Source organism: Pseudovibrio sp. POLY-S9, from assembly GCF_001431305.1.
In the GTDB taxonomy this organism is placed as follows: domain Bacteria; phylum Pseudomonadota; class Alphaproteobacteria; order Rhizobiales; family Stappiaceae; genus Pseudovibrio.
On the sequence record NZ_LCWX01000040.1, the window covers coordinates 1 to 24,719 of the forward strand.

A 24,719-nucleotide genomic window follows, 5' to 3' on the forward strand; every position below is an offset into this window, starting at 1 on the left:
CCGAAATATTCTCCGTTTCAAGGGCAACTATCTATCGTACATTACAGAGAACTCAGAACCCTTAGCGTACGATTTATCACTGAGCCCTAATCGACCCCACTTCTGCAGCTCTTCAATCCAGGCCAGACCATCCAGCACCGGACGCCAGGCCTCATTGTTGGACCTGAGTTCCAGAACAGAAAGAAGCGGTGGCAACATACGGCGATAATGCGAAGCATAGGACCCGCGCATGACAAACTGAATCTGGCGATCCAGCGCCCCTTTTGAGCGGTATTCCTTGATAATGGCGGATAGTTTCTGCTGCCCTGCCACAGGATAGATCACATCACAAATCCGTCCTTCCGGTTGCTCTATAGAGGCCACAGCGATCTCTGCCAGCAAGCGCTCTTTACCGTGTACTTTCTCTATTTCACGGCTGATATCCCGGATAACCTTGCGCTTTGATTTTGCATTGATACGGTGGATCTGTTCCACCAGTAGGTCAATCACCCGATCAATCATCTGGGATTTTCGGACCATCAGATAAAGTGCGAACAGCCCCAATCGGCGTTCAAAACTGTGCCTGCGCATCTGCGAAGCCGGCTCTGCACTCACGCGCCGCACGATACGATCAATAAAGGAGCGTTCAACCTCCTGAAGAACATGTTCTGGAAGCTGCAATCCTTCAGCAAACTGAAGACGTTCGGTCGCAGCTAGAATAACGTCCAGCGTGGCAGCACCAATGTCATCCTTCAGGCGCGAAAAGCCTGTTTGTGCTTCTGGCTCGGCCAATGAGGCTTCCATCTGCACAATGGCGTCTTGAGATAACTGACCGGCAATTCCCAGCAGGAATTCTTCCTGAAACTCGCGATTTGCGGAACGAACAACTCGTTCCAGCTCCCGTTGGGCTGGAGGCTGAAGTTTCTGGTCGCGGCACCAATGAAAGCTGGCTTCAACTAATGTTCTGGTCGGGTGGCCATGCGGACTAAGTTTTGATTTTATCCAGTCAAATAAGAGCTCCCGGTCCTTTGGCCCTATTCGACGCAGCCCAAGATACCCAACGATCTGCATTCTGTAACGGCGTGCGGTTCTGTCAGAAAAGTCACGAAATAAATGCTCGCTTGCTGGACAATCCAGTTGGACGCGTAAGTAGCTGAGAGCTTCTCTATTAATCTCTTCCCAAGAGGAGGCGAAGTAGCCAGTCAAGCAAACAAACTTAAGTTGCGCAGCAGCCTCAAGCCGAACAGAAACGGGTAAATCCGACAGGAAAGCTGTGTCAGAATAAGATAAGCTCCAGCTCTGAGAAAGAGATGCCTCGTTAATATTGCGCATTTTCGCCCCCCGAATGTTAGTACATGCAGGGCACAATTCCTGCTGAGGAATGTCAATCAGTTAATTGTTCATTGTATGTTCTCATTTTTGGCCACTATCGGAGCTATGTATTCATTAGGCCAGGTAGTCACAACAGCCCCACACTTTTGGGTGCTCTCCATGAAAACCGCCTATGCGACGATCAAGGGCTTTGAAGTGATGCGCGCACTCCGCAAAGGTCAGGCTGGTATCTTCAATTTCTCAAAGGATTTGCTGGGTGAAGCTCGCCTCATTGAGCGAGCTTTTGGAATTGGCCCAAGCGCTTTGTCTGAAGCTATGACTATGCTTGAAAACCATCTTCAGAGCGAAAACGCCTAAAGCACCGTACTGAAATAACACAAAATACGCTCTAAAGCATGTTTGCAACAGAGCCAGGGAGAGGCACATGCTCAGCACACAGGTTATGAATCATTTTCCCCTCAATCACCTCCTTACACCCTCTCAACAGCTTCATCAGTTCCACAGTACTTGTCTCTGGGATCCAGCCCGAGAGGGCTAGGGCGGCGGTGGTGGTGCCTAGGGTGGTGGCGATGGTTTGGTGGATGTCGCTAGCTTTGCCGAGGGTGTCGGGATGAACTTCCACGTAAGCGTAGTTCTGGCGGCGGATGGTGGTGATCTGGTCTATCAACGCCTCCGGTCCCTCGGGGTAACCGGGGATATCTCGGCCGGTATAAAGACTTATTATCTCTTCGTCCGTTTTGGCTGCAAGCAGGGCCATACCCACGCCAGTCATGGTGGCGGGACGTGATCCGATGCGGCCCAGAGCGTCACCGGCCGACATGCCCGGCGTGCGATGGTAAAGGTAAGCCACCTGATCACGCCATAAAACTCCAAGCGCTACAATCAGATCGGTGGAAGTCAGCGTTTCTAGCGCGTCCATGGAATGGCGCAGCAGGCTGGATGCGTGCAGGCTCTGTGCGGCAAGCACATGCATGCCCGGACCCGGCTCATATTTGCGCTGAGCGGTCTGCTGCAGAATATCCATGGATGCCAGGGTCTTCAGCAGCCGATTGATCCGCGTGGTCTCCATGTCCAGCAATCGCGCCAACTCACGTCCCCCCATGGGACGATCAGAGGAGGCAAGCGCCTGCAAAACGACGAAGCCATCAGAAATGCTCTTGTTGGATTGGGCGGGACTTTTGGTTGTCATCTCTGCCTTCGCATCGCGGATCATCGAGCCATTGCCTACCTGATCCATCTTCAAGTGAGTTATCAATAGCAACACTACTGCACTTTCAGTGCTGTTTTCCAGCGTTGAACCACCTCTATCAAGCTGGTCCACAAAGCATAGGCGAAACTGCGGCATGATTACATGTTGCTATAAAAGCAATATTATGATTGATTTGCACGTGGGTGGCGCTAACCACCCGAATAACTCAGGCAGCTTTCCTCCCCGGATGCTGTGATAAAATGGGGCGCTGATCATGTCAGATGCGAGCCTAGTCGCTGTTGATTGGGGCACGAGCTCGTTTCGGGCCTGCACTCTCAGCAACCAAATGGAAATCCTCGACAAAATCTCGACAGACCAAGGGATTCTGCAGTGTGACGGGAGGTTTGAGGATGTCCTGCGAGATAATCTCGGGGGCTTGAAGGGCTTTCATACGGAATTGCCAATCGTCCTTTCGGGCATGATCACCTCTCGCAATGGATGGGTAGAGGTGCCTTACGCCACCTTGCCAACTACAGCCGCAGATCTTTCCAGCGCCGCAAAGCAAGCAAAACTGCCGGATCTGGGGCCGCTTTGGTTCATTCCGGGCATCAAAGCCGAAGGGATTGAGGCGGATGTGATGCGTGGGGAGGAAACGGAAATCCTTGGGGCAATCTCCCACTTCAACCTGCGCGATGCCACTATGATCATCCCCGGAACTCATTCCAAACACACAATCATTCGGGATGGCGCAATCCAAAGCTTCCGCACCTATCTCACCGGAGAGATGTTCAGCGCCCTTACCAAATCCACCATTCTTGGCGCGTTTGGCAGCAAAACATGTGATGTCGGCTGCTCCTGGTTTGAGGAAGGCATCCGCATTGGCGCGCAGCAAGGTGGGGCTGGTGCTTTGCTCAACCGCGTATTCTCCGCGCGCTCTCGTGTTTTGGTGGATGGCATGCCGGAAGAACATGCGGCTTGCTATCTCTCAGGCTTGTTGATCGGAGCAGAACTTTCCGAAGCCATCGCGATTGCTCACGACACACTCTGGATCCTCGGCAATGGCAGATTGCCAGAGCTTTATCAGCACGGCTGTTCTGTACTGAGAGCCCCGTCAAAAATCATCCCGCACGGTTCAGCCGCATTTGGTGCAGCACAGGTCGCACGTGCCCTCAACCTCATCCAATAATTTCAGGAAGAACAATGACATCACTCGATAGACACATGCAAACCGCGCCAGTGATCGCAATTTTACGCGGGCTTACACCAGAAGAAGCATTGGACATTGCGCAGGCGCTGGTTGATGGCGGTATTCACATTATGGAAGTGCCACTGAACTCTCCTGAGCCTTTGAAGAGCATTTCCCTGATTGCCGAGAAGTTTGGTGATCAGGTGAGTGTGGGCGCAGGTACAGTGCTCACCGCTGACAATGTGAAGGCAGTGAAGGACGCAGGTGGACAGTTTATCGTGGCGCCCAACTACAGCGCAGAGGTTGGTAAAGCATGTCAGTTGCTCGACATGTATTGGATGCCCGGCGTTTATACCCCAACAGAAGCGTTTGCTGCTGTCGACTTAGGCGCACATTCTATCAAGCTCTTCCCGGCAGAACTTTGCCCGCCATCCATTATCAAGGCCATGCTGGCCGTGTTGCCCAAAGGCACGCGCGTGCTCCCCGTTGGCGGCGTCGATGCAGACAATATTGCGGAGTATATGGCGGTTGGTGCGGCAGGTGCAGGCATCGGTTCCTCACTCTTCAAGCCGGGGGACAGCCCTGATCAGGTACGCCAACGCGCACAAGCCCTCGTCACAAATGTAAACAAGAAGGAATGCTAGCATGCTGAGCGCAAATCTGGAACATCTGGAGATCATCCCCTTCATCTCTGCAGAGCTGAAGAAACTTCTGCAAGACGCCAGGGAGTTCCTGAGCGAAGACCGCGAAGCGGGCAGATACGACCTGGATGGTGAGAAGGTTTTTGCCATGGTCGTCGATGCTCAAACCCAGCCGCAGGAAGAGCGACGCCCTGAGTTTCATGCGGATTATGCAGACATTCAGATACTGCTGGAAGGCACGGAAATGCTGGGCTACGGCCACATGCCAGCAGGTGCCATCACTGAAGATAAGATGGCAGACAAGGATGTTGCTTTCACTGCGGAAATCGCTGCGGAGAAGACCGTTCTCATGGCGCTGCACGATTTTGCTGTGTTCTTTCCAGGAGAGCTACACCGCCCTCTGGTCGCACCTGATGGCAAGGGCGCCCCTGTACGTAAGGCAATCTTTAAAGTCCATCGCTCAGTGTTGGAGCCGTCCTAACACACTGATGCTGTGAGCAAATCAGCAAGTATTATCATTGTTTAGGATGCGAGGTTGTCATGCGGACACCAAACGAAATCTTCAATCTCACTGGTCGCACAGCGCTGGTGACAGGCTCAAGTCGCGGGATTGGCGCGGCCATAGCAAAGGGGCTTGCAGGGGCTGGGGCTACGGTGGTGGTGCACGGGCATAAACAAGATGCCTGCGCAAACACACAGGAGCAGATCAAAGCAGGCGGGGGGACTGCTTACGCCATTGGACAGGACTTGAGCGCTCCCAGAGCGGGGCGTGAGGCCATTAAGAAGGCGGAAGCCGTGGCGGGGCCCGTTGATATTCTGGTCATCAATGCTTCAGCTCAGATCAATGCAGAGCTGGAGGATCTTACGCCTGAAGATCTGGAGTTCCAGCTCAACGTCAATGTGCGCTCGACCATAGAGATGCTGCAAACATGCTTGCCAGTTATGGCTGAGCGTAAATGGGGCCGCGTGGTTAGTATTGGCTCGGTCAACCAGCTCAGGCCCAAGCAGGTCGTGACCGCTTACGCTGCTACGAAAGCAGCCCAGCACAACATCATCCAAAGCCTTGCACGGGATTACGCCAGGGATAACGTGTTGCTCAACACGCTGGCGCCGGGGTTGATTGACACGGACCGCAGCGCTGGCCGCAAGACAGAAGACCCTGAGGGCTCCGCAGAGTATGTGCGCCAGCTCAACTGGATGGGCCGCGAAGGTACAACAGATGAGATGGTCGGTGGAGCCTTGCTGCTGGCCTCAGATGCCTGCGGGTTCATGACGGGCGAGACCATTTTCATGACCGGTGGCTACTAGCTATCACCAGTCATCAGAGGGAATAAAGAGGGCGGTTCAGCATGTAATGGAACCGCCCTCTTTGCTGCCTGAGCGCTTGCGTTGAAATGTGCGTTGGTTTGCGTTGATCAGCATATTTTTGAAAGGTTTTGCGAGAATCGTTTTCGTGAAGCTCTGGTTTTAAGACCTGTAGAGCGAGATTATTTTTCCAGAGCCCCGGTCTCATCCTACCTAACCACCACGATCAAGTGACAGATTTCTGCGATTTTGCCACGGTATTTCGGTAAGTACCCACTCTCTCCGATTACGTTGAAAACCCTATTGCGATACATCGCTATTTTTATTAGTATCAATAAATAACACAAGGTATCATAAAGTGGACCAATGAAAAAAGCTGATCTAAATGGCATCTTGCCGGTACTGCCGACGCCCTTTTCAAAAGATGGCGGAGTTGATCTTCATGGGATGAAAGAGGTCGTGAACTTCGCCCTGTCTGCTGGCGTGGATGGTGTGGTGTTTCCGGGCTTCGCCAGTGAGGTGGAAAAGCTCACTGCAGATGAGCGCAGCAGCCTGCTAAAAGTGGTCATTGATACCGTTGCCGGTCGCCTGCCAATCGTTGCCGGTGCCAGCGCTGCAAAGCCTGAACTGGTGATTGCACATGGCAAGACAGCAGAAGCTTTGGGCATTGGCCACCTGATGGTGCAGCCACCAAAGGAGCTGAACGAGGAAGATGCGCTCGTCTTCATGGTGGCTGTTGCAGAAGGCCTGCCAGGTATGGAGATCATTCTGCAGAACGCGCCAGCGCCGCGCGGCTCTGATCTGTCTCCAAAAGCAATTCTGAAGATCCTCGAAACTGTTCCGGCAGTGACCTACGTGAAGGAAGAGACCCTTCCGGCAGGTCCCGCTATTGTTGAAATTTTGGCAAACCGTCCAGCAGGCCTCAAAGGCGTTATCGGCGGCGGTGGAGCACGTTACATTCTGGATGAGTATGAGCGCGGAGCTTGCGCAGGAATGCCAGCAGTTGAAATTGCTGACCTGCATGTGCAGATGGATCGCGCATGGCGCACGGGTGAGCAGGCGAAGGCCCGTGACCTTTATGTCAGAACTCTACCTTTGCTTGCAATTCAAGCACTTTACCGCATGCGCCTGACCAAATATGTACTGCTAAAACGCGGCATTTCCATCGAAACAGACGTACGCGCGCCAACCCCCCTCTTGGACAAAACGGCTCTAGCAGATATTGACAATAATCTGGTGGAGTTGGGCTTGTTGGAAAGCCCTGTCATGGAAGGGGCAGCGTAATGACAGATCCTGTCGCAAAAGTTGAGGTTTTCACATTAACTCAACCGCGCGAAACACCCTATCTGGGTGCTGCACGTCCGGGTGAGGAGCCCAACGCGCAAGGATATCTGGTGCGTCGTGGCAACCGGACTGTCTATCCAATTTTCGACCGCTCTGTGCTGGTGCGTATTGAAACACGCAATGGAGCAGTTGGTTGGGGGGAGACGTATGGTCTGGCCGCGCCGGGGGCTGTCGGTGCGATCATCAATGATCTGCTGGCCAATTTCGTTGTTGGCCGCGATCCTGCTGATCCGGAAGTCATCTTCGACGATCTTTACGATCTGATGCGTGTGCGCGGTTACACCGGCGGCTTCTATGTGGATGCACTCGCCGCCATCGATATCGCTCTTTGGGACATTGCCGGGCAGCAGGCGGGGAAACCTGTTGTGGAGTTGCTGGGCGGTGTAAAGCAGGATGGCATTCTTGCTTACATATCCGGTCTTCCCGAGGCGACCCGGGAGAAGCGGGCAAAACTGGCGCTGAGCTGGCAGGAAAAGGGCTTCCATGCCTTTAAGTTTGCCAGTCCCGTTGCTGATGATGGCCCGGTTGCCGAAATCATGCATTTGCGATCCGCTCTGGGTCCAAAAGCGTTGATCGCGGCAGACATGCACTGGAACCAGAGCGTTGATGAAGCTCTGTCCCTCATTGAGGGCATGGCACCATACGGTCTGTGGTTTGCAGAAGCACCGGTACGCACTGAAGATATCAATGCCCTTGCACAAGTGAGCCAGAGCACATCGCAAAAGATCGCGGTGGGCGAAGAGTGGCGCACGCTGTGGGATATGCGTCATCGCATTGAGCGGTGCCGCATATCAATCGTTCAGCCAGAAATGGGGCATAAGGGCATCACCAGCTTTACGCGCATTGGGCGGCTGGCCGGAGAACTCGGCATTGACGTTATTCCTCATGCCACCATTGGTGCGGGGATCTTTCTGGCAGCAAGCTTGCAGGCTTCTGCCGCTCTGTCCGCCACACGTGGGCACGAATTCCAACATTCCATCTTTGAACCAAACCGCCGCTTGCTAATCGGAAATATGGATTGCAAAGCGGGGACATACTTCCTGCCGGAAGGTCCAGGTCTTGGTGTCAAACCTTCTCCAGAAGCATTTGCGCTTCTGGAAATGATCTAACCTTGCTTTAGGGAGGAAAGCTCTATGAAATCCTTTATTAAATCACTGCTACTTGGGGCGAGTGCAGCGGTTGCCATATCTTTTGCAGCACAAGCGGAAACGCTGGTTCTCGTAAACGCAGATGCCATTGATTCACCTGTTGATTTGATGAACAAGCACTTTGCCAAACTGGTTGAAGAACGGTCCAACGGCGACATTGATGTCAGCTACATCACCGGCACTCAGCTGGGCACACCACCACAAGTGATGGACCAGCTTTCCGCAGGTTCTCTGGATGCGTTCGGCACAGCTGGCTCCTGGTTGACCAGCTACGCGCCAGACACCAACATCCTCACCTGGGGCTTCACCTTCCGTGATGCGGACCATGTCTTCAATTTCTTCAAGAGCGATCTGTTTGACGACCTGACGAAAGACATGATCAATGAGGCCCGCATCCGTCCGCTGTCCTCCGGCCCGACCGAACCGCGCGTGGTGTTCCTGACAGAAGAGCTGGATGACAATGCTGATTTCTCTGGCCGCAAGATGCGCATCCCGCAAATCCCGGCTTACCTGAGCCTTTGGAAAGCCATCGGCGCGCAGCCAACACAGGTTGCCTGGGGTGAGGTATTCCTGGCCATGCGCACAGGCATTGTTGACGGCGCAGAAGGCCCTCCAAGCGCGGCAATCTCCCAGCGCTTCCACGAGGCAGCACCAAACGTCTATATGACCAACCATGTGTGGGCCACGTCCACCATCGTCATCAACGAAGACAAGTTCCAGAGCTTCACACCGGAACAGCAGGACCTGCTGACCAAAGCTGCGGAAGATGCCTCCCGTTGGGTCTACGACTACTCCACTGAGCGTCGCGAAACCGTGCTTGATGAAATGCGCAGCAGCGGAGCAACCATCCGCGATATCGACGCAACACCACTGCGCGAAGCAGCATACGCGGGCGTTGCGGATGTGGAAGCTGAAGGTCTGTGGCGCAAGGGTCTGTTTGACGCTGTTCAGAAATACTAGGGCCTGAACATATCAGGGCAACGCACTTCTGAGGCGCGGGGACAACCCGCGCTTCTTCTCAAAATCATCGCGGCTCAAGCCGCATTAAGAGGGCTTTTCGATGAAAAGTTTCTTGAAGACCGTTGTGACGGTTCTCGGGAAGATAGAAATGGCACTGTGCATGGTACTAATCACCATGATTGTGGGAACCATCTCTTTCCAGATCATCCTGCGGTACGTGTTCGATTCTCCCATCGCATGGATGGAAGAGATCGTCACAATCGCCTTTATCCTGCTCACTGTGCTGGCTGCTGCTGTCGCAACAAAAGAAAAGCGCCACATCCTAGTGGATCTTTTCCCACGCGGCTCACTCTCCAAGACACTGGGCGTCTTGATGACACTGGTCACAATCGCCACGCTTGTCGTCATCTTGCTGCACATCAACCCTGTTCTCAAGGTTGAAATGCGCCGCGACACCATCTCTCTGCCGTTCAACTTCCCTGTCGCGTTCTACAACTCTATTCCACTCATCTACTGCTTTTCCTCAATCATCCTGTCACTGGTTTATGACGTGATTTTTGAGCGCAAAGATGAGCAAGAGGCTTTGGTCTGATCATGGAAGCACTTCTTCTGCTCGGCCTCTTGTTTGGCCTTATCTTTCTGCGCATGCCGGTGCCGTTCGCCATGCTGGCTGCCTCCGTCATTTTCATCGTCATCCAGCAAGTCACCGGGGCGTCTCCGCTATTCTCTGCCGTTGGCCTGAAGATCATCTCTCAGCGCGTTACTCCGTCTCTGGAGAGCTTCCCACTACTGGCGATCCCACTGTTCGTGTTCGCAGGCAACCTGCTCAATGTCTCGGGCATCGCAGACCGGATCTTCACCTTCGCCAAAACGCTGGTTGCGCATATTCACGGCGGTCTGGCGCATGTGAATATTCTGGCCTCTATCGTTTTTTCAGGCATGTCTGGCGTTGCGCAAGCGGATGCTGCTGGTCTTGGCACCATCGAAATCAAGGCCATGAAAGATGCCGGCTTTGAAAAACCCTTCAGCGCCGCCGTCACTGCTGCTTCTTCCATCATTGGCCCCATCATTCCGCCAAGCGTGATCATGGTAATCTACGCCGTGCTGTCCGGGGAATCCATCGCACGCCTATTTCTGGCTGGCATCGTGCCGGGCCTATTCCTCGGCTTCGTGCTGATGGTGCTCATCTACTTCATGGCCGTCTCCGGCAAGGTACACTCACCCGTTGCCCCGCGTGCCACATTCCGTGAAGTGGTTATCGCTGGCTGGCGCGCTCTGCCGGGCCTTCTGGCTCCAATCCTGCTCGTCTCCGGCCTGCTGCTTGGTGTTGCAACCCCGACAGAATTGGGCGCAATTGTCACCGTTTACGCCATGGCGCTCGGGGCATTGTCCCGTGAGATGTCCTTCAAAGATGTATTGGATGCCATGCGGGCGACCACCTTCACAATCGGTGCAATGGTGTTCATCATCGGCTGTGCAGCTCCAATTTCCTGGCTGATTTCCGTGCTCAATGTACCGGAAACCCTGCAGCACGCACTGTTGTCCATCTCCGACAACCCAATTGTCCTGTTGTTGATGATCAACGTGATGCTGTTGGTGGCTGGGCTCTTCATGGAAACCACCGCGATTCTATTGATCGGTGTGCCAACCTTGCTGCCGCTCATCGAGCATATCGGCATGGACACCACCCAGTTCGGCGTGATGATGATCTTCAACTTACTGATCGGTGCGGTCTCCCCACCATTCGGCGTGATCCTGTTCATCATGATGGACATTGCCAAGATCAGCTATGGCAAATTGGTCAAGGCCATGATGCCGTTCTATCTACCTATTGTGATTACACTAATTGTGATCACCTTCTTCCCGACAATAACACTAACATTGCCAGATTTGGTTGCAGGTGTAAGCAGTCGTTGATAGGGAGAGTGACCGGCTCTGTGGTGCAGAGTCGGTCGCTTGTTTGTAAGATATTGGCAAACTTCGACAGATTGCAGAGCGTTCGGGGATCATGACTGATGATGCAGGGTGAAACAGCCAAAGAGGACCGCGATAGTAAAGCCAAAGTGCCAACGGGCGCAGCGGCTCTGGCAAAAGGGCTGACACTGCTCGATGTCATCGCAGATGCGGATGAGCCGCATCGTTTCTCTGAGCTGCTCAAACTGTCTGGCCTGCCAAAACCAACCTTTGCCCGTATCCTGAAAACACTCATCGCATTTGGCCTCGTTCGGCAGGATGAAGGCAAGGGCATTTATACGCTCGGCCCGCGTTTTATGGAGCTCTCCCACAAGGTGTGGGACACGTTTGATCTTTCTTCCGTGGCAGGCTCTGAGTTGCAGCGCCTTTCTGATGACCTGCAAGAAACCGTATGCCTGTGTCGTTTGGATGATGACCGCGTTCTTTATCTGGAAGAGCGCTCCGGTCAAGGACTGGCTGTTCGCGTGGATGTGGGCCAGAAAGTTCCTGCCCACGCAACCGCTGCAGGCAAAGCACTATTAGCATTTCAGGATCCAACAGCCCTGCGCAGGCTGTTGCAGAACATGAGCCTGCAGTCCTTCACAGATCAGACAATCACCAACAAGGAGCAGCTGCAAGCGGATCTGACCCTGATCAGAGCCCGTGGTTATGCCATCTCACTGGAAGAGCATTTTGCAGGTGTAAACTCCGTTGCCGTGGCGATCACTGGCAAGGATAGTCACCCGGTTGGTGCGCTCGCTGTGCTCGGCCCGTCATCACGCATGACAGAAGGCCAGATCCACCCGATTGGGCGCGAGCTAATGGCCGCTGCCCGACGTATCACAGGCGTTGCAGGTGCAGTGGCAATCAGCTCCCAACCACGCCCAAGAACAAACAGAGCGAATATGGCCAAGCCACTGGAATGCGTGCTGCCATGGAGTGCGCAACTGGGCGAGTCCCCAGTCTGGTACAGTGGCGAGAACAAGCTGTATTGGGTTGATATTCTCAAACCAAGTGTCTGCCGTTTTGATCCGGAAACTGGTTCCAATGACAGCTGCGATGTTGGCAAGCTGGTCAGTGCTGTCATGCCTGCTAATGACGGTCGTTTACTGTTGGCGACACAGGATGGTTTGGAATGGCTGGACTTTGCCAGTGCACAGCTGACACCTTTCATGCATCCGGAACGCGATGTGGCAGGCAACCGTCTGAATGACGCCAAGATCGGCCCCGGCGGCGCCGTCTGGGTCGGCTCCATGCGGCTCGACGCAAGTCAACCAACAGGCGGGCTCTACCGCGTCACCAATGACGGCAACTTCACCGTCAAGGAAACTGGCATTGCCGTCACTAACGGTTTGGGCTGGAGCCCGGATGCAAGAACCTTCTACTTCGTCAATACCGTTCTGGGCGTCATCTACGCGTATGATACGGAACCTGGCATTGGTACGCTCTCCGGCAAACGCATTTTCGCAACAATACCGGAAAGCGAAGGCCGTCCGGATGGCTTGACAGTGGATCAAGACGGCGGTGTCTGGGTTGCAATCTGGGACGGTTGGCGCGTTAACCGCTACCTGCCAGATGGTACGTTAGACCGTGTCATCGATCTCCCAGTCCCACGCCCAACCAGCGTCACCTTCGGCGGCAAAAATCTGGACACCCTCTACATCACCAGCGCCCGCACCCGCCTCCCAGCCGCCACCCTAGCCGAAGCCCCACTTTCTGGCGGGTTGTTCACCTGCAAACCGGGTGAGAAGGGAATACCGAGTTCAGAGTTTGAGGTTGGACGTTAAATCCGGCTCTGTTGCAAAATTTGTCGGTAGCTGCGATGAGACATCATTCAATCCTTGTGGTACTTTTTCGTTCCTCTCAGCCGCACATCCCATATACGCGTTAACGGTTTGTCTGCGTTACAGCACCATCATCAGGAGAATATTGCAACAACGTCGACCAGAGTTGGATACCGACTAAACTTGGCAACACAATCTGTTAGATGCCCAGAACTGATTTTACTTCATTAATGCGGGAGCGGCTGACGGGTACGGAGGTAAGCGATGAAATGGTATCAAATAAACACTTGCCATTGTCTTTGTTCCTAGTGAAACCTTGGACATGTTTAATGTTCACCAGGAAGGAACGGTGTGTTTGGATGAAGTTGTCTGGCAATTTGCTCTGTGCAACTGAAATTGACCAGGAACAGAAAAAGCGGCCTGTTGGTGTATGCAGCAAGGTATAATGCCCTTCGGCCTGAACAGCGGCAATATCTTCTTCCGTTAAGAAGGTGATTTGGTTATCTTTTTCGACGGGGACCCGGACGGCGTTTTGCACAGAACTCGAAAGAGGAAAGATCTTGTTTTCTAAGTCCACCACATCATTCACGTGAGGGTCTTCATGGGTGCCATCGCTGTGCGGTGTTGCAACCGTGATATCAGGTTGAGGGACATGCTGTGCGATTGACCCCTCAGGCCCGAGAAACGTTGTTGCAGTGAGGAGGAACGCTGCGCAGATTGTAAAGGCAGAGATAATTACAAGAAATGCCAACTCCGCGTTGTCTAAGGCCATGACGATAGGCTCTTCGACCGGCAGTATAGCAAAGTTCGTCAAATACAATCCCAGATAATGCACGAGAGAGACGGATAAGCCGAATATTGTAGCGCCAAGAATTATATTGAAACGCGCACGTTGTTTGTAAGCAGCCCAAATAGCCAGAATACCCGTTAACGGCCCAATCAAAACGACAAAAACTTGATTTGTATAATCAAATACGGGCAAGCACCCCTGAATACCCAAAATCCCGATGTAGTGCATGGTGACGATACCATACCCTAGGAAACAACCTGAAATGATCGTGTTGCGCGGATTGCGGCTTCCAAAATGTATGATCAGCAAAGAGGTGCAGGTCATCAAAATCGCGATGAGCATTGAGCTGAGCGTCCATAACGGATCATAGTATATGGAAACTGGTAATTGTAGCGCCAGAAACGCAACAAAATGCATAGACCAAATTCCCCCACCAAGCACAATAGCAGCCATGCCGATGGAGAGCTTTTTCTTGTTGTTTGAGAGCTCTGAAATGCCATTGGTAAGCGCCAAACCCGTGAATGCAGAAAGGATCGCAATCAGGATCGACGCCATGACAAGGGGAAGATCATAGGTATAGGTCAACATGCTCGGGAGACCTACAGTATCATTGCAGAAGGCACAGATTCTGAAACGAGTAAGTGATGCGTCATGGCTTAAACTCCAGTTTCCTTCCGTTGTCACATATCGCCTATCTTTGTAGTTGTGCAATGTGATTTGAAGTCGCACTTGGATTGATTGCTAAGGTCAAGGTCGGATTGATTACAATCAAAACCGCATATAGCAATTGTATTTCTCGGTTATTTTTCCAAGAAATAATAATTATCTTAATGGCGACAGTAAACGTTTGCATTAAATTTTTAAAGCACTGAAAAACGTGAGCTATTTACTCCAGATTTATCGCTTCCTTTTATCGCTATTCGCGATTTTCTTAATCGCGTTTCGTGCAGAAATAATCGCATTTTATGAACGACGAATGCCGCTGAGGGGCTTTTTGATACAGGTCATCAAGCTCTAGCTCACACTTTAGCAGTTTGGCCGCAAGCTAGACTGACTTTTCGACTTTGGGAGTAGGGGAGAGGAGTACATCAGTCCTGGTGACTAGTGGACTAGGTGAGCAAGCATCATGCATGAAGCCAGCATAGCAATGAGCATTTTACGCATCGCAAATTCAGCGATGGGGGATCGGAAAGATGCCAAAGTGGTTCGTATCGAAGTGGCCATAGGCAAACTGAAGGCTATTGAGCCGGAATTTCTGGTTCAGTGTTTTACTGCCCTTGCCAAAGGGACACTTTGCGAAAGTGCAAAGCTGCAGCCTCGTGAGGTTCCTGTAACAGTCCGTTGCCGGTCCTGTAGTGGTATGAGCGAAATCCAGCGATTTCACTTCAAATGCGATTTCTGTTCAGCCTCCGATTTGGAGATCCTGTCTGGCCGTGAGCTCAAAGTTGAGAAAATTCACGCAAAACCTACCCTTCACAAATGAACCTAACATTTTCTCCGATGCGCGGTTGAGAGAAAGCCAAATCATGAGAAATAAATCTCAGAATAAAATTATCTATGTGGATCCGGGCAAGTGTCTCGGGTGTCATAGTTGCGAATTTTCCTGCGCCCTAGCGCACAGTTCCGCTAAATCATTGTTTGATGTGGATGCACTTAAGGGCGCTGTCAGCCGAACGCATGTAGTCAAGGTTGGAGAATCCAATGTGCCGATGCAGTGTCGCCATTGCGAAGACGCACCCTGTACTAAGGTGTGTCCAACTGGATCGTTGAGACAGGCAGCAGGTCTTGGGTCGGTATCGATCACCGAGCAAAGCTGTATCGGTTGTAAACTCTGCACGATGGTGTGCCCGTTTGGTGTGATTTCGGTAGAGAAAAGGCCTGAATCAGACTGCAGCAGCGCAACCAACAACGGCGTTGCCATGAAGTGCGACCTTTGTAACGATTGGCGTAAAGAAAAAGGCGAAACTCAGACGGCCTGCGAGCAGGCTTGCCCAACACAGGCCATCAAACTGGTTGACCTTTACGAGTATCGCACAGCACGCAGCAAAGCACGTGCAGCCGAAATCGCCAATGCCCACAAATCAATCTCCTTCACATTCTGAGCAACTGCCCAGGAGCGGATCAGTGACTGAAAAAGCAGAGAACACCAGGCAAAAGTTCCCTCCTCTTTGGGGTGCGGCATCAAACACAGGGGCAGCTATGGGGGCATGTTCGAGATGTTCCGGCCTTTCTAAGCTCCTCGCAGAACTGAAGCCGAGCGCCCAACAGGATTCTCTCTGCTCAAGTTGCACATCGCTGAACGAGAACGATCGCTCTATGCGTGAGAAAGCGAAATAAAATGGATCAACGAGAAAAATCTTCAGACGTAGCTGTGCAAGAGATGATCTCTAAAGCTGCGACAAACAACATCGAAACAGTCTTCGACCGGTACCAGCAGCAACAGCCTCAATGTGGCTTCGGAACACTTGGTTTATGCTGTCGCTTCTGCTGGAAAGGTCCTTGCCGGATTGATCCGTTTGGAGCGGGACCGCAACGTGGCATTTGTGGAGCTGACCGTCACACCATCGTGGCTCGCCAACTGGCACGTATGATGGCAGCCGGCGCCGGTGCACACTCTGAGCATGGCCGTCATATCCTTCACGCAATGCGCCAGATCGTGCGTGGTGAAGTGACAGACATCTATAACATCAAAGACGAAGCCAAGTTGCTGGCCTGTGCCGAGCGGATGGACATTAAAACAGAAGGCCGCGCCATCATGAGCGTTGCCAGCGATGTTGTAGACGCTACCTATGATGATTTCGGCAACCAAGAAGATGACAATGTCATGAACTGGTTGCGGGTGACTTTGCCGCAAAAACGCATAGATCGCTTGCAGAAACTGGGAGTTCTTGCACCAAATATTGACATGGCTGTTTGTCAAACTGTTGCACGTACCGCAGTTGGTTGTGATGCGGACCCTGCCAATATCATCATGGGTGGCATTCGTGCAGCACTTTGTGATTTTGATGGCATGGCATTGGCAACGGAAATGTCTGATATCCTGTTTGGTACTCCGAGCCCAATCATTAGCGAAGCGAACCTCGGAGTAATCAACGAAAACTCGGTCAACATCGCCGTCAATGGCCATAACCCGCTGGTTGCAGAAGCAGTTTGCCTGATCGCCGGCCAAATGCAAGAACAGGCAAAAGCGCTTGGAGCTAAAGACGGCATAAACATTGTTGGAGTTTGCTGCACAGGGAATGAGTCCATGCTGCGCCATGGTGTGCCAATGGCGGGCAACTACCTCAGTCAGGAAATGGTTCTGGTCACAGGAGCCATTGATGCAATGGTGGTTGACGTGCAGTGCATCATGCCTGGCATCGTAAGCGTTGCAGAAAACTTCCATACGGTCATCATCACCACTCATGATGAAAACAAGATCCCGGGCGCCGTTCACAGAAGTGTTCATGCAGATAACGCACGTGAAGCCGCTGAAGGCATTGTGAAGCTGGCGCTGGACGCATACACACGCCGTAATCCTACCAATGTCCTTATCCCGGATAACAAAGAGACCTGTATCGTTGGTTTCTCTGCTGAAGCCATCATGCTAGTTCTGGAACGGCTCAACGCTGAGGATCCTCTGAAACCACTGATTGATGCAATCGTGGGTGGTCAGATCAAGGGAATTGCACTCTTTGCAGGGTGTAACACGACCCAAGTTGATCAGGATAAGAACTTCAAAGAAATGGGCCGTGAACTGGCCAAGCGTGATGTTCTTCTACTCGCAACAGGGTGTGGTGCTGGTGCATTTGCAAAAGATGGCTTGATGACTCAGGAAGCCGTCGAGGAATTTGCCGGGCCGGGTCTCAAGTCTGTTTTGACCACTTTGGGCGAAGCGGCTGGGCTCAACGGACCTCTCCCCTTGGTGTTCCATATGGGCTCCTGCGTTGACAACAGCCGTGCTGTGATGATTGCCACCGCGATTGCTGAAAAGCTGGGCGTTGACCTTTCTGATCTGCCTGTGGTCGCGAGTGCACCAGAAGCTATGGCTGAAAAAGCTGTCGCAATCGGCAGTTGGTCTGTTGCGCTCGGGTTCCCAACTCACCTCGGCAACATCCCGCAAATCATGGGGTCTGACGCAGTAGTCGAGCTGGTTACTGAAACCAGTAAGGAGTTGTTCGGGGGGTACTTTGTCGTTGATCCGGACCCAATCTCCGCAGCTGAAACTCTCTATGAGGCGATCCTTGAACGCCGCAAAGGGCTTGGAATTTAAGTTTTGCCAAAAATCAGGGAGGGGTTGGAAGCAAGCTTTCTGTCCCCCCTGTTTTGAAGTGAAATGGTCTACTCGGACCGAGCTCTTTGGAACGTAATCCAAAAATGCGGGTGAACTAATGAAAATTGCAATTGCGGGCAAAGGCGGTGTTGGGAAAACAACTTTGACAAGTTTGCTGGCCCGCTCGTTTGCGAAAGAAGGCATGAGAGTTCTTGCGATCGATGCGGACCCTGATGCCAATTTAGCAGGCGCTTTGGGGGTCAGCTCTGAAAACCGCGAGAAACTCGTTCCTCTCGCCAATATGAAAGACCTAGCCATTGAACGCACCGGCCATGGTAGCGGATTTGGCGGTTTCTTTGTTCTAAACCCTACCGTTGATGATCTGCCCGAAACGTTGTCCATCAAACACGAGGGCATCAGAATCCTGTCTTTGGGCTCTATTCGGCACGGTGGATCTGGTTGCGTTTGCTCCCAGCACACCATTGTTCGCGCATTAATGAACCATATTCTGCTGAAAGAAAATGACCTTGTTCTGATGGATATGGAAGCGGGCATCGAACATCTGGGACGGGGCACTGCAGAGGCTGTTGATCTGCTGATTGTCGTTGTCGAACCTGGCCGCCGCAGCTTGGAAACAGCCGCACAAATTGAGCGCTTAGCTAAAGATTTGGGTATCGAAAATTTAGCTTATGTTGGATCAAAACTGCGCGATAGTTCGGATATGGACTTCCTCTCCAGCGCTTTGCCTAATGAACGTTTTCTGGGCGGTATTCAGTTGAGTGATGCGATCCGAACAGCTGATCTAAATGACCTGTCTCCTTTCGATCAGGATGACGCTCCGTTGTCACAAATCAAAGACATCCAAACCCGGATTCGAGCGTTGGGTGCAACAACAAACGTGAAGGCGAACACTCATGTGCCTGATGAAAATTAACTACCTCGATGAAGAGGGCCAAAACCTGCGGTTTGAAAACATTACAGCAGTGAGAACAACAGTAGAGGGGTTGGTGGTCGAGATGCTTTTGGACGGAACCAAACGTCTGCCGGGCAAAACTGTAATTGGTTTTGATTGTTCGCAGGGTGAAATTCACATCGCTACCTTTGCAACGAAAGATCAGCCCCATGCATAGCCATTCACAAACGGAGACACCCGCGGTTGTGTCCACCACTGAGCGGACCAGCAAACTCATCTTGCACTGGGCTGATCATTTGAAAGGCCATGAAGATGAGCTGGATCAGCTTATGCAGTCTGCGCATTTACCAAATGAGCAACTGAAAGACCAGCTGGGCGTCGCCAAATCCAAAATGCAGGAAGCAACATTGCTTCTTATCGCTGTAGCCGAAGCTCTTTCTGGCTCCGCACCTTCGGAATGAAACAAGGATAACTGACATGTGTGGAAACTGCGGCTGTGCTCCCCAACACCAACACACTGGACCATCAACAGCAGATTACGTGATCGACCCTGTTTTAGAGGTTGAAGTACTGGAAGATATTCTGGCGAGAAATGACCAGACGGCTGCGACTGTTCGCGAGAAGCTGACCGAGCAGGGCACTTTGGGCTTGAACTTGATGTCGTCTCCGGGCTCCGGCAAGACCCGGCTTTTGGAAGAAACTGCAATTCGCCTCGGAGTTGCAAAAATGGCGGTAATTGAGGGAGATCTGGAAACGGAAAATGATGCGGATCGCATCCGTGCGCACGGTGTGCAAGCCTATCAGATTTCAACTGGCATGGCTTGTCATCTGGAAGCAGGAATGGTTGCCAAGGGCCTAGACCATTTGCAGTGGCAAGCTACTGATTTGCTGTTTATTGAAAACGTTGGCAATTTGATTTGTCCAGCAACCTTCGACCTTGGCCAGCACCTCAATGTAGTTTTACTGTCCACTACGGAAGGAGCTGATAAGGCAGAAAAATATCCTGTCATGTTCCAGTCGGCTGATTGCGTTCTCATCACCAAAGCCGACCTTCTGCCTGTATTGGATGACTTTGATATAGATGCCGCTCTGCGTTGCATTCGAAGGATCAACCCAAAAGTCGAAATTCTGACGCTTTCCAGCAAAACCGGCGAAGGCGTGGAGAGTTGGCTGGACTGGCTTGATATCAAACTCACGGCTTTACAAGCAGAAGGTCAGGTAGATCATGCACGTCTCTGAACCATCTCTGTTCCAGCCAATGATGGCCTATTTCGGTGTCACCATTTTGATGCTTGGTGAGATTGCTGCACTTTTGGTCTGGCGTGACCTCAAACGGGTTTTGGTCCTGTCAACGATTGCAGAAATTGGGTTCGCCCTCATCGGTTTTGCGCTTAGTGAAACAGGTGAGCTGGGCGGAGGTATGCACATTGTGTACCAATCCATCATGCGATTACTGGTCATCATGATTGCGTCCCGCATGGCGGCAAAGGCTGGTGGTTGGCAACTAAAAAATCTGCGCGGTGCAGGTAGAACAACACCGCTTTACGGTGTTTTGTTCGCGTTTGGCATGTTTTCCCTGCTTGGGCTTTCACCGTTTAAAGGGGCGATGAGCCGTTTCTTGATCGTCAATGAACTTGTGGCCGGAGGCTATTGGGTTCTGGCTGTTTGCGCAACACTTGCCAGTATTCTAGCTAGCATTTATGCGATCCGGCTCATTCAAGGTATTTGCTTTGCAGACCCTGTCACCGTGGATTCTACGAAAAACGAAAGTGGCAAAGGCATTTGGCAGATCAGCAATGTGGTGTTGCTGGTTCTGGGAACACTCACCGCGCTGATGAACTTCTTTCCCGAACCTGTGGCAGAAGTTGCGACGGCGATCTTCCAAATAACAGCACATATGCCCCATGTGGAAGGGTCGTGGCCTATGCTGTCCACGCTGCCTTATGCGGGGGCGTTTGTCATTCTGACTCTTGGATTTATATCGACCCGCGCACGTGATGGTTTGGCTATCGCATTAGCAATTGTGACATTAGGGCTGGTTGCTACTGCAACAGGTGTTGACCCACTTTCCTATTTGTTTGCGCTGTTGTTTGCAGCTGTCATGGTGGCTGTTACCATCTACTCAGTCGCGTATATGAGCCATGAAGGCGATACACGGCTATACTTCTTCTTCTTGTTTTTGATGAGCGGTAGTTTGATCGGCCTTGCTGTAGCAGAGGATCTCGGTTCCTTTTACCTGTTCTGGGAATTGATGACCTGGTCTAGCTATCTGCTGATCGTTCAGACACGGTCTGAGGAAGCTCTTGCAGCAGGTCAGCGTTATTTCATTATGTGCGTGGGCGGCGCCTACGTGATGCTGTTGGGTATTGTCTGGTTGGGACTTGAAGCTGGAGGCTTTAGCTTCGAGGCGGTTTATGCACACGCTGCAACTCTGGATGCACCAACTGCAACCATGATTGGGCTGCTGCTCTTTACTGGCTTTGCTGTGAAAGCTGGCCTTGTGCCGCTTCACAGTTGGTTGCCTGTTGCTCACCCTGCAGCACCGTCTCCTGTGTCGGCTCCGCTTTCGTCCATTCTGACTAAAACAGGCATGCTTGGCACTTTTAAGTTGATTGTGCTTGGTCTTGCATTGACCAGCCTCCCCAACCTTGGATTGACTATCTGCCTGCTCGGCGTTTTGTCGTTGCTGTATGGTGAAATCATGGCGTGGCGTCAAACTGACCTCAAGCGGATGTTGGCCTATTCCACCATCGCTCAGGTCGGCGAGATTATGGCGTTGATTGGGTTAGCGACAACACTGTCCGCAACTGCTGGTCTTGCTCATATTCTGACTCACGGTTTCATGAAGACATTGTTGTTCCTTGGGGCAGGTGCTCTTATCTACCGGGCCGGATCGCGTCAGATTTCTGATCTCGCTGGTATTGGCCGGTCTATGCCGGTGTCTGCCGTGATGCTTACAGTTGGCCTATTGGCCATCATGGGGTTACCGCCATTCGCGGGTTTTTACAGCAAGTTCCTGATGATCTACGCCAGCATGGATGCGGGGATGCCTGTTATCGCAGCGGCGCTTCTGCTGGGTGGAGTAATTGGTGTTCTTTACTATGGTCGCCTGATCCGGGTTATCCTGTTTGATAAAGTACAGGAAACATCAGCGCCTGTGAGCGCAGCACCACTCTTGATGCAATTGCCATTAGTGGTCTTGGCCGCAGCGCTTGTGGCCAGTGGCCTTCTTCCTGAGTACTTCCTCGGCCTTGCTACTGAGGCAGGTCAATGGGTGACTGGAGCAAAAGGTGTTGCCCTAACATTGGATGTGACGTGGCCTCTTGCCGCCATAACTTGTGCTGTTGGTGCGATTGTAATTTACGTGCTGGGTCGTCGTTCCGACACCCTTGCGGGGATTTTGGCCGTACTGACAATGGTTGGTGCAATTCTGACACTTTACATTGAACAGGCACAATTTGGGGCTTTGTCTCTGGGGTTTGCAGTGATTGTCACTGGTCTTGGCTTGCTCAATATTCTGCACACCATTGGCTATTTTCAACATCATGGACATCGTATCGAGCGGTTTCTGGCCGGGTTCATTTTGATGATAGGTGGCCTCATCGGTATGGCGCGGGCAGATGATCTGTTCAGCTTCTTCTTCTTTTGGGAGATCATGAGCAGTTGGACGCTCTACTTCGCCATTATTCACGAAGAAACAAAAGAGGCTCTGCAAGAAGGCTTCAAATACTTCCTGTTCAACATGATCGGGGCGAGCTTCCTGTTCTTTGGTGTCGCCATGTTGGCAGTTGGGGCACAAGCTCTGGACTTTGACAGTGTGCGTGCCGCTGCACAGACAATGCCTTTGTGGCAACTTGGGTTGGGGCTTGGAAGTGTTTTGTTGGGCGTGGTTATGAAAGCGGCCATGCTGACTGTGCGGGTAGATTATCAGATGCATCCGGCAACAGCGCCTACGCCTGTCTCTGGCTACATCTCCGCAGTGCTTTTAAAAAGTGGTCCAGTGTTCGCCTTTAAGTTCCTTTTCTTAATCGGAACCGGGGTTCTTGCAAGTCGGTTTGGGGTCGTGTCCGGTTTAGATCCGTTCAGCTACTCTCTGGCAATCATTGGGGCCGTAACAGCGCTCTACGCCGGCATGATGGCGGTTATTCAAACAGGCATCAAACGTCTGCTGGTTTACTCCACCGTTGCTCAACTCGGCTACGTGATGTGTGCTCTCTCACTGGGGGACTCGCTTAGTGTTGCAGGTGGTTTGGCGCATCTTGCCAACCATGCTTTGCTCAAAAATACATTGTTCCTTGCAGCTGGCGGTATCCTTGCCCAGGCCCATGTAAACTCTTTGGATGATCTGGGTGGGCTAGCAAAACGCATGCCGATTACCTTTGCGATGTTCTTGTTTGCCGGGTTGTCTCTTTCTGGCATGCCACCGTTCAATGGGTTGGGCTCCAAATGGCTGATTTATGAAGGTGCAATGCTATCTGGTCATCCGTTCATTGCCTTGATGTTGATGGGGGCGAGCCTGACAACTTTGGCGGCCATACTCAAATTCGCGCATGCTGCGTTTATGGGCGCGCCGTCACCTCAGTCAGAGAAAATGTCCGAAGCTTCCTGGACAATGCTTGCGCCAATGCTGGCAATGAATGCAGTGTCCCTGATGATCAGCATCTTCCCCGGCCTCCTACTTGTACCGGTGTCACGATTGCAAGCAGCCATGGGCCTTGAAGCTGTGCAAGCAACTTGGTTTGGGCCGCTGCCCGGCATTTATGGCTGGCACCCGCTGGCTTTGATGAACCCGCTTTTGGCGGTCATGGCTCTTGGGTGGTCCCTAATGAAGCTGTCAGGCCTACCTATCAGACGAGTTCATGCGCACACGTGCGGCGTAGATATCAGACCGCATCAGACGCGGGTTGCTGCAGGAAACCTTTACGCGACGCCAGATCGTTTGATCCGCAAAGTTTTGTTTGTTCGAGGAGACGGCAAATGAGTGGCTATTTTCCCAGTGAGGCGACTGCCTCAGTTTTAGCTGCCAGCTTTTTTGGAATTGCTTTCAGCCTCTTTTTAAAAGGCGTAGATCGTAAGCTGATTGCGCGTTTGCAGGCGCGGCAGGGGCCTCCTCTTGTCCAGCCGTTTTACGATGTTTCAAAGCTATTGCGGAAACAGATCCTGATTCCAAATGACGCCCATGAACCGTTGTTTTTGGGAGTGCCATTGATTGGTGTGGCTTCCATGGTGCTGGCTGTGTGCCTTCTACCAATTCCAGGTTGGAACCCTCTTTCAATAGGGGGCGACTTGCTGGTTCTGCTCTATCTCCTTGCAGTGCCCGGTATCGTAATCATGTTGGCAGGGTCGTCTTCGGGGTCCGTCTATGGATCTTTGGGGTTCTCCCGCGAGATGTCATTGATCCTGGCTTATGAAGGTCCGCTGTTGTTTGCTCTGACATCAGTAGCGGTGTTCGTGGGGCAATCTACAGGTTCATTTGCAGTGTTCTCGCTCAGCGAGATTGTTGCCTACCAGAAAGCCAATGGTCCTTTGTTGCTGGAACCACTGATGTGGCCTGCGCTTCTCACCTATCTTGCTTGTCTGCCAGCCACATTAGGCGTTGGCCCGTTTGATATTGCAGAGGCTGAAACAGAAATTCTGGAAGGCCCATTGATCGAGTACTCCGGTCCCCCGCTTGCATATCTACAACTGATGCAGGCTATGCAACGGCTGGTGGTGCTTGTTCTTGGTATTGTGCTGTTCATCCCCAACGGGCCTGACGGCATTCTTGGTCTGGTTGTGATGATGGGCAAAACAACACTGTTTGCCATGGTTGCCATCACTTTGCTGCGTGCTTCCATGGGCCGAATGCGCATTGATCAGGCATTCATCTTTTTCTTCACCTGGCCAGAAGCTCTTGGACTTCTTGGTCTGATCGCAATCATCACTTTCGTGTAGAGGCAAAAA

22 protein-coding genes and 1 pseudogene are annotated in these 24,719 nt (G+C 52.1%); 20 read left to right on the forward strand and 3 right to left on the reverse strand.

Going from position 1 to position 24,719, the window contains the following annotated elements; translation table 11 throughout:
* Positions 1-27 precede the first annotated feature (27 nt).
* Positions 28-1,311 carry a DUF4158 domain-containing protein gene (locus PPL9_RS02475; protein WP_057461166.1) on the reverse strand — a complete coding sequence of 428 codons (1,284 nt, stop codon included), beginning with the start codon at positions 1,309-1,311 and terminating at the stop codon, positions 28-30.
* Between the two features lie 156 nt (positions 1,312-1,467).
* Here PPL9_RS02475 and PPL9_RS02480 point away from each other — a divergent pair.
* Positions 1,468-1,668 (forward strand): annotated as a pseudogene (locus PPL9_RS02480) (IS6 family transposase); the annotation flags it as partial.
* Positions 1,669-1,699: 31 nt separating this feature from the next.
* Here the strand turns inward: PPL9_RS02480 and PPL9_RS02485 are convergent.
* Entirely contained in the window at positions 1,700-2,500 is an 801-nt protein-coding gene (locus tag PPL9_RS02485; protein ID WP_152986574.1) for a helix-turn-helix domain-containing protein, read from the reverse strand.
* A 274-nt stretch (positions 2,501-2,774) separates the two neighbouring features.
* Between PPL9_RS02485 and PPL9_RS02490 the strand changes: the two genes are divergently transcribed.
* The 10 genes from PPL9_RS02490 to PPL9_RS02535 all read left to right on the forward strand — a co-directional run bounded on the left by PPL9_RS02490 (position 2,775) and on the right by PPL9_RS02535 (position 12,824).
* A complete protein-coding gene (locus tag PPL9_RS02490) occupies positions 2,775-3,686 on the forward strand; it encodes a 2-dehydro-3-deoxygalactonokinase (protein WP_208989122.1) in 912 nt (303 codons plus the stop codon).
* A 14-nt stretch (positions 3,687-3,700) separates the two neighbouring features.
* Positions 3,701-4,330 (forward strand): 2-dehydro-3-deoxy-6-phosphogalactonate aldolase, encoded by a 630-nt coding sequence (locus PPL9_RS02495; protein WP_057461168.1) that lies wholly within the window; start codon positions 3,701-3,703, stop codon positions 4,328-4,330.
* 1 nt (position 4,331) lies between these two features.
* On the forward strand, positions 4,332-4,808 hold the full coding sequence (locus tag PPL9_RS02500; protein ID WP_057461169.1) for a YhcH/YjgK/YiaL family protein: 477 nt from the start codon (positions 4,332-4,334) through the stop codon (positions 4,806-4,808).
* 59 nt (positions 4,809-4,867) lie between these two features.
* Entirely contained in the window at positions 4,868-5,635 is a 768-nt protein-coding gene (locus PPL9_RS02505; protein WP_057461170.1) for an SDR family oxidoreductase, read from the forward strand.
* 363 nt (positions 5,636-5,998) lie between these two features.
* The gene (locus tag PPL9_RS02510) at positions 5,999-6,916 is read left to right on the forward strand and encodes a dihydrodipicolinate synthase family protein (protein WP_057461171.1); all 918 of its coding nucleotides are present in this window, start codon (positions 5,999-6,001) and stop codon (positions 6,914-6,916) included.
* Positions 6,916-8,085: a mandelate racemase/muconate lactonizing enzyme family protein gene (locus PPL9_RS02515; protein ID WP_057461172.1), complete on the forward strand. Its 1,170-nt coding sequence runs from the start codon at positions 6,916-6,918 to the stop codon at positions 8,083-8,085. Before PPL9_RS02510 ends, PPL9_RS02515 begins: the two co-directional genes overlap by 1 nt.
* A gap of 24 nt (positions 8,086-8,109) precedes the next feature.
* Positions 8,110-9,084 carry a TRAP transporter substrate-binding protein gene (locus tag PPL9_RS02520; RefSeq protein ID WP_057461173.1) on the forward strand — a complete coding sequence of 325 codons (975 nt, stop codon included), beginning with the start codon at positions 8,110-8,112 and terminating at the stop codon, positions 9,082-9,084.
* Between the two features lie 100 nt (positions 9,085-9,184).
* Positions 9,185-9,676, forward strand: a complete 492-nt coding sequence (locus PPL9_RS02525) for a TRAP transporter small permease subunit (protein ID WP_057461174.1) — start codon at positions 9,185-9,187, stop codon at positions 9,674-9,676.
* Between the two features lie 2 nt (positions 9,677-9,678).
* Positions 9,679-11,001, forward strand: a complete 1,323-nt coding sequence (locus PPL9_RS02530) for a TRAP transporter large permease (RefSeq protein ID WP_057461175.1) — start codon at positions 9,679-9,681, stop codon at positions 10,999-11,001.
* Between the two features lie 101 nt (positions 11,002-11,102).
* The gene (locus PPL9_RS02535) at positions 11,103-12,824 is read left to right on the forward strand and encodes an SMP-30/gluconolactonase/LRE family protein (protein ID WP_057461198.1); all 1,722 of its coding nucleotides are present in this window, start codon (positions 11,103-11,105) and stop codon (positions 12,822-12,824) included.
* A 196-nt stretch (positions 12,825-13,020) separates the two neighbouring features.
* Here the strand turns inward: PPL9_RS02535 and PPL9_RS02540 are convergent, their stop codons facing one another.
* Positions 13,021-14,199 (reverse strand): MHYT domain-containing protein, encoded by a 1,179-nt coding sequence (locus PPL9_RS02540; RefSeq protein WP_057461176.1) that lies wholly within the window; start codon positions 14,197-14,199, stop codon positions 13,021-13,023.
* A gap of 538 nt (positions 14,200-14,737) precedes the next feature.
* Here PPL9_RS02540 and PPL9_RS02545 point away from each other — a divergent pair.
* The 9 genes from PPL9_RS02545 to PPL9_RS02585 all read left to right on the forward strand — a co-directional run bounded on the left by PPL9_RS02545 (position 14,738) and on the right by PPL9_RS02585 (position 24,710).
* Positions 14,738-15,094, forward strand: a complete 357-nt coding sequence (locus PPL9_RS02545) for a hydrogenase maturation nickel metallochaperone HypA (RefSeq protein WP_057461177.1) — start codon at positions 14,738-14,740, stop codon at positions 15,092-15,094.
* Positions 15,095-15,320: 226 nt separating this feature from the next.
* Complete coding sequence (locus PPL9_RS02550) at positions 15,321-15,713, forward strand: 4Fe-4S dicluster domain-containing protein (RefSeq protein ID WP_244273336.1); 393 nt, start codon at positions 15,321-15,323, stop codon at positions 15,711-15,713.
* A gap of 236 nt (positions 15,714-15,949) precedes the next feature.
* Positions 15,950-17,863 carry an anaerobic carbon-monoxide dehydrogenase catalytic subunit gene (cooS, locus tag PPL9_RS02555; protein WP_057461179.1) on the forward strand — a complete coding sequence of 638 codons (1,914 nt, stop codon included), beginning with the start codon at positions 15,950-15,952 and terminating at the stop codon, positions 17,861-17,863.
* Between the two features lie 118 nt (positions 17,864-17,981).
* Positions 17,982-18,797, forward strand: coding sequence for an AAA family ATPase (locus PPL9_RS02560; protein ID WP_057461180.1), 816 nt, complete (start codon positions 17,982-17,984; stop codon positions 18,795-18,797).
* Positions 18,787-18,993, forward strand: a complete 207-nt coding sequence (locus PPL9_RS02565) for a hypothetical protein (protein ID WP_208989123.1) — start codon at positions 18,787-18,789, stop codon at positions 18,991-18,993. Before PPL9_RS02560 ends, PPL9_RS02565 begins: the two co-directional genes overlap by 11 nt.
* Complete coding sequence (locus PPL9_RS02570) at positions 18,986-19,237, forward strand: hypothetical protein (RefSeq protein ID WP_057461182.1); 252 nt, start codon at positions 18,986-18,988, stop codon at positions 19,235-19,237. Before PPL9_RS02565 ends, PPL9_RS02570 begins: the two co-directional genes overlap by 8 nt.
* Before the next feature lie 16 nt (positions 19,238-19,253).
* Positions 19,254-20,015 (forward strand): hydrogenase nickel incorporation protein HypB, encoded by a 762-nt coding sequence (gene hypB, locus PPL9_RS02575; RefSeq protein ID WP_057461183.1) that lies wholly within the window; start codon positions 19,254-19,256, stop codon positions 20,013-20,015.
* On the forward strand, positions 20,002-23,757 hold the full coding sequence (locus PPL9_RS02580; RefSeq protein WP_057461184.1) for a proton-conducting transporter membrane subunit: 3,756 nt from the start codon (positions 20,002-20,004) through the stop codon (positions 23,755-23,757). The genes hypB and PPL9_RS02580 overlap by 14 nt, the downstream gene beginning before the upstream one ends.
* Entirely contained in the window at positions 23,754-24,710 is a 957-nt protein-coding gene (locus PPL9_RS02585) for a complex I subunit 1 family protein (protein WP_057461185.1), read from the forward strand. Before PPL9_RS02580 ends, PPL9_RS02585 begins: the two co-directional genes overlap by 4 nt.
* The last annotated feature ends 9 nt before the right edge of the window (positions 24,711-24,719 follow it).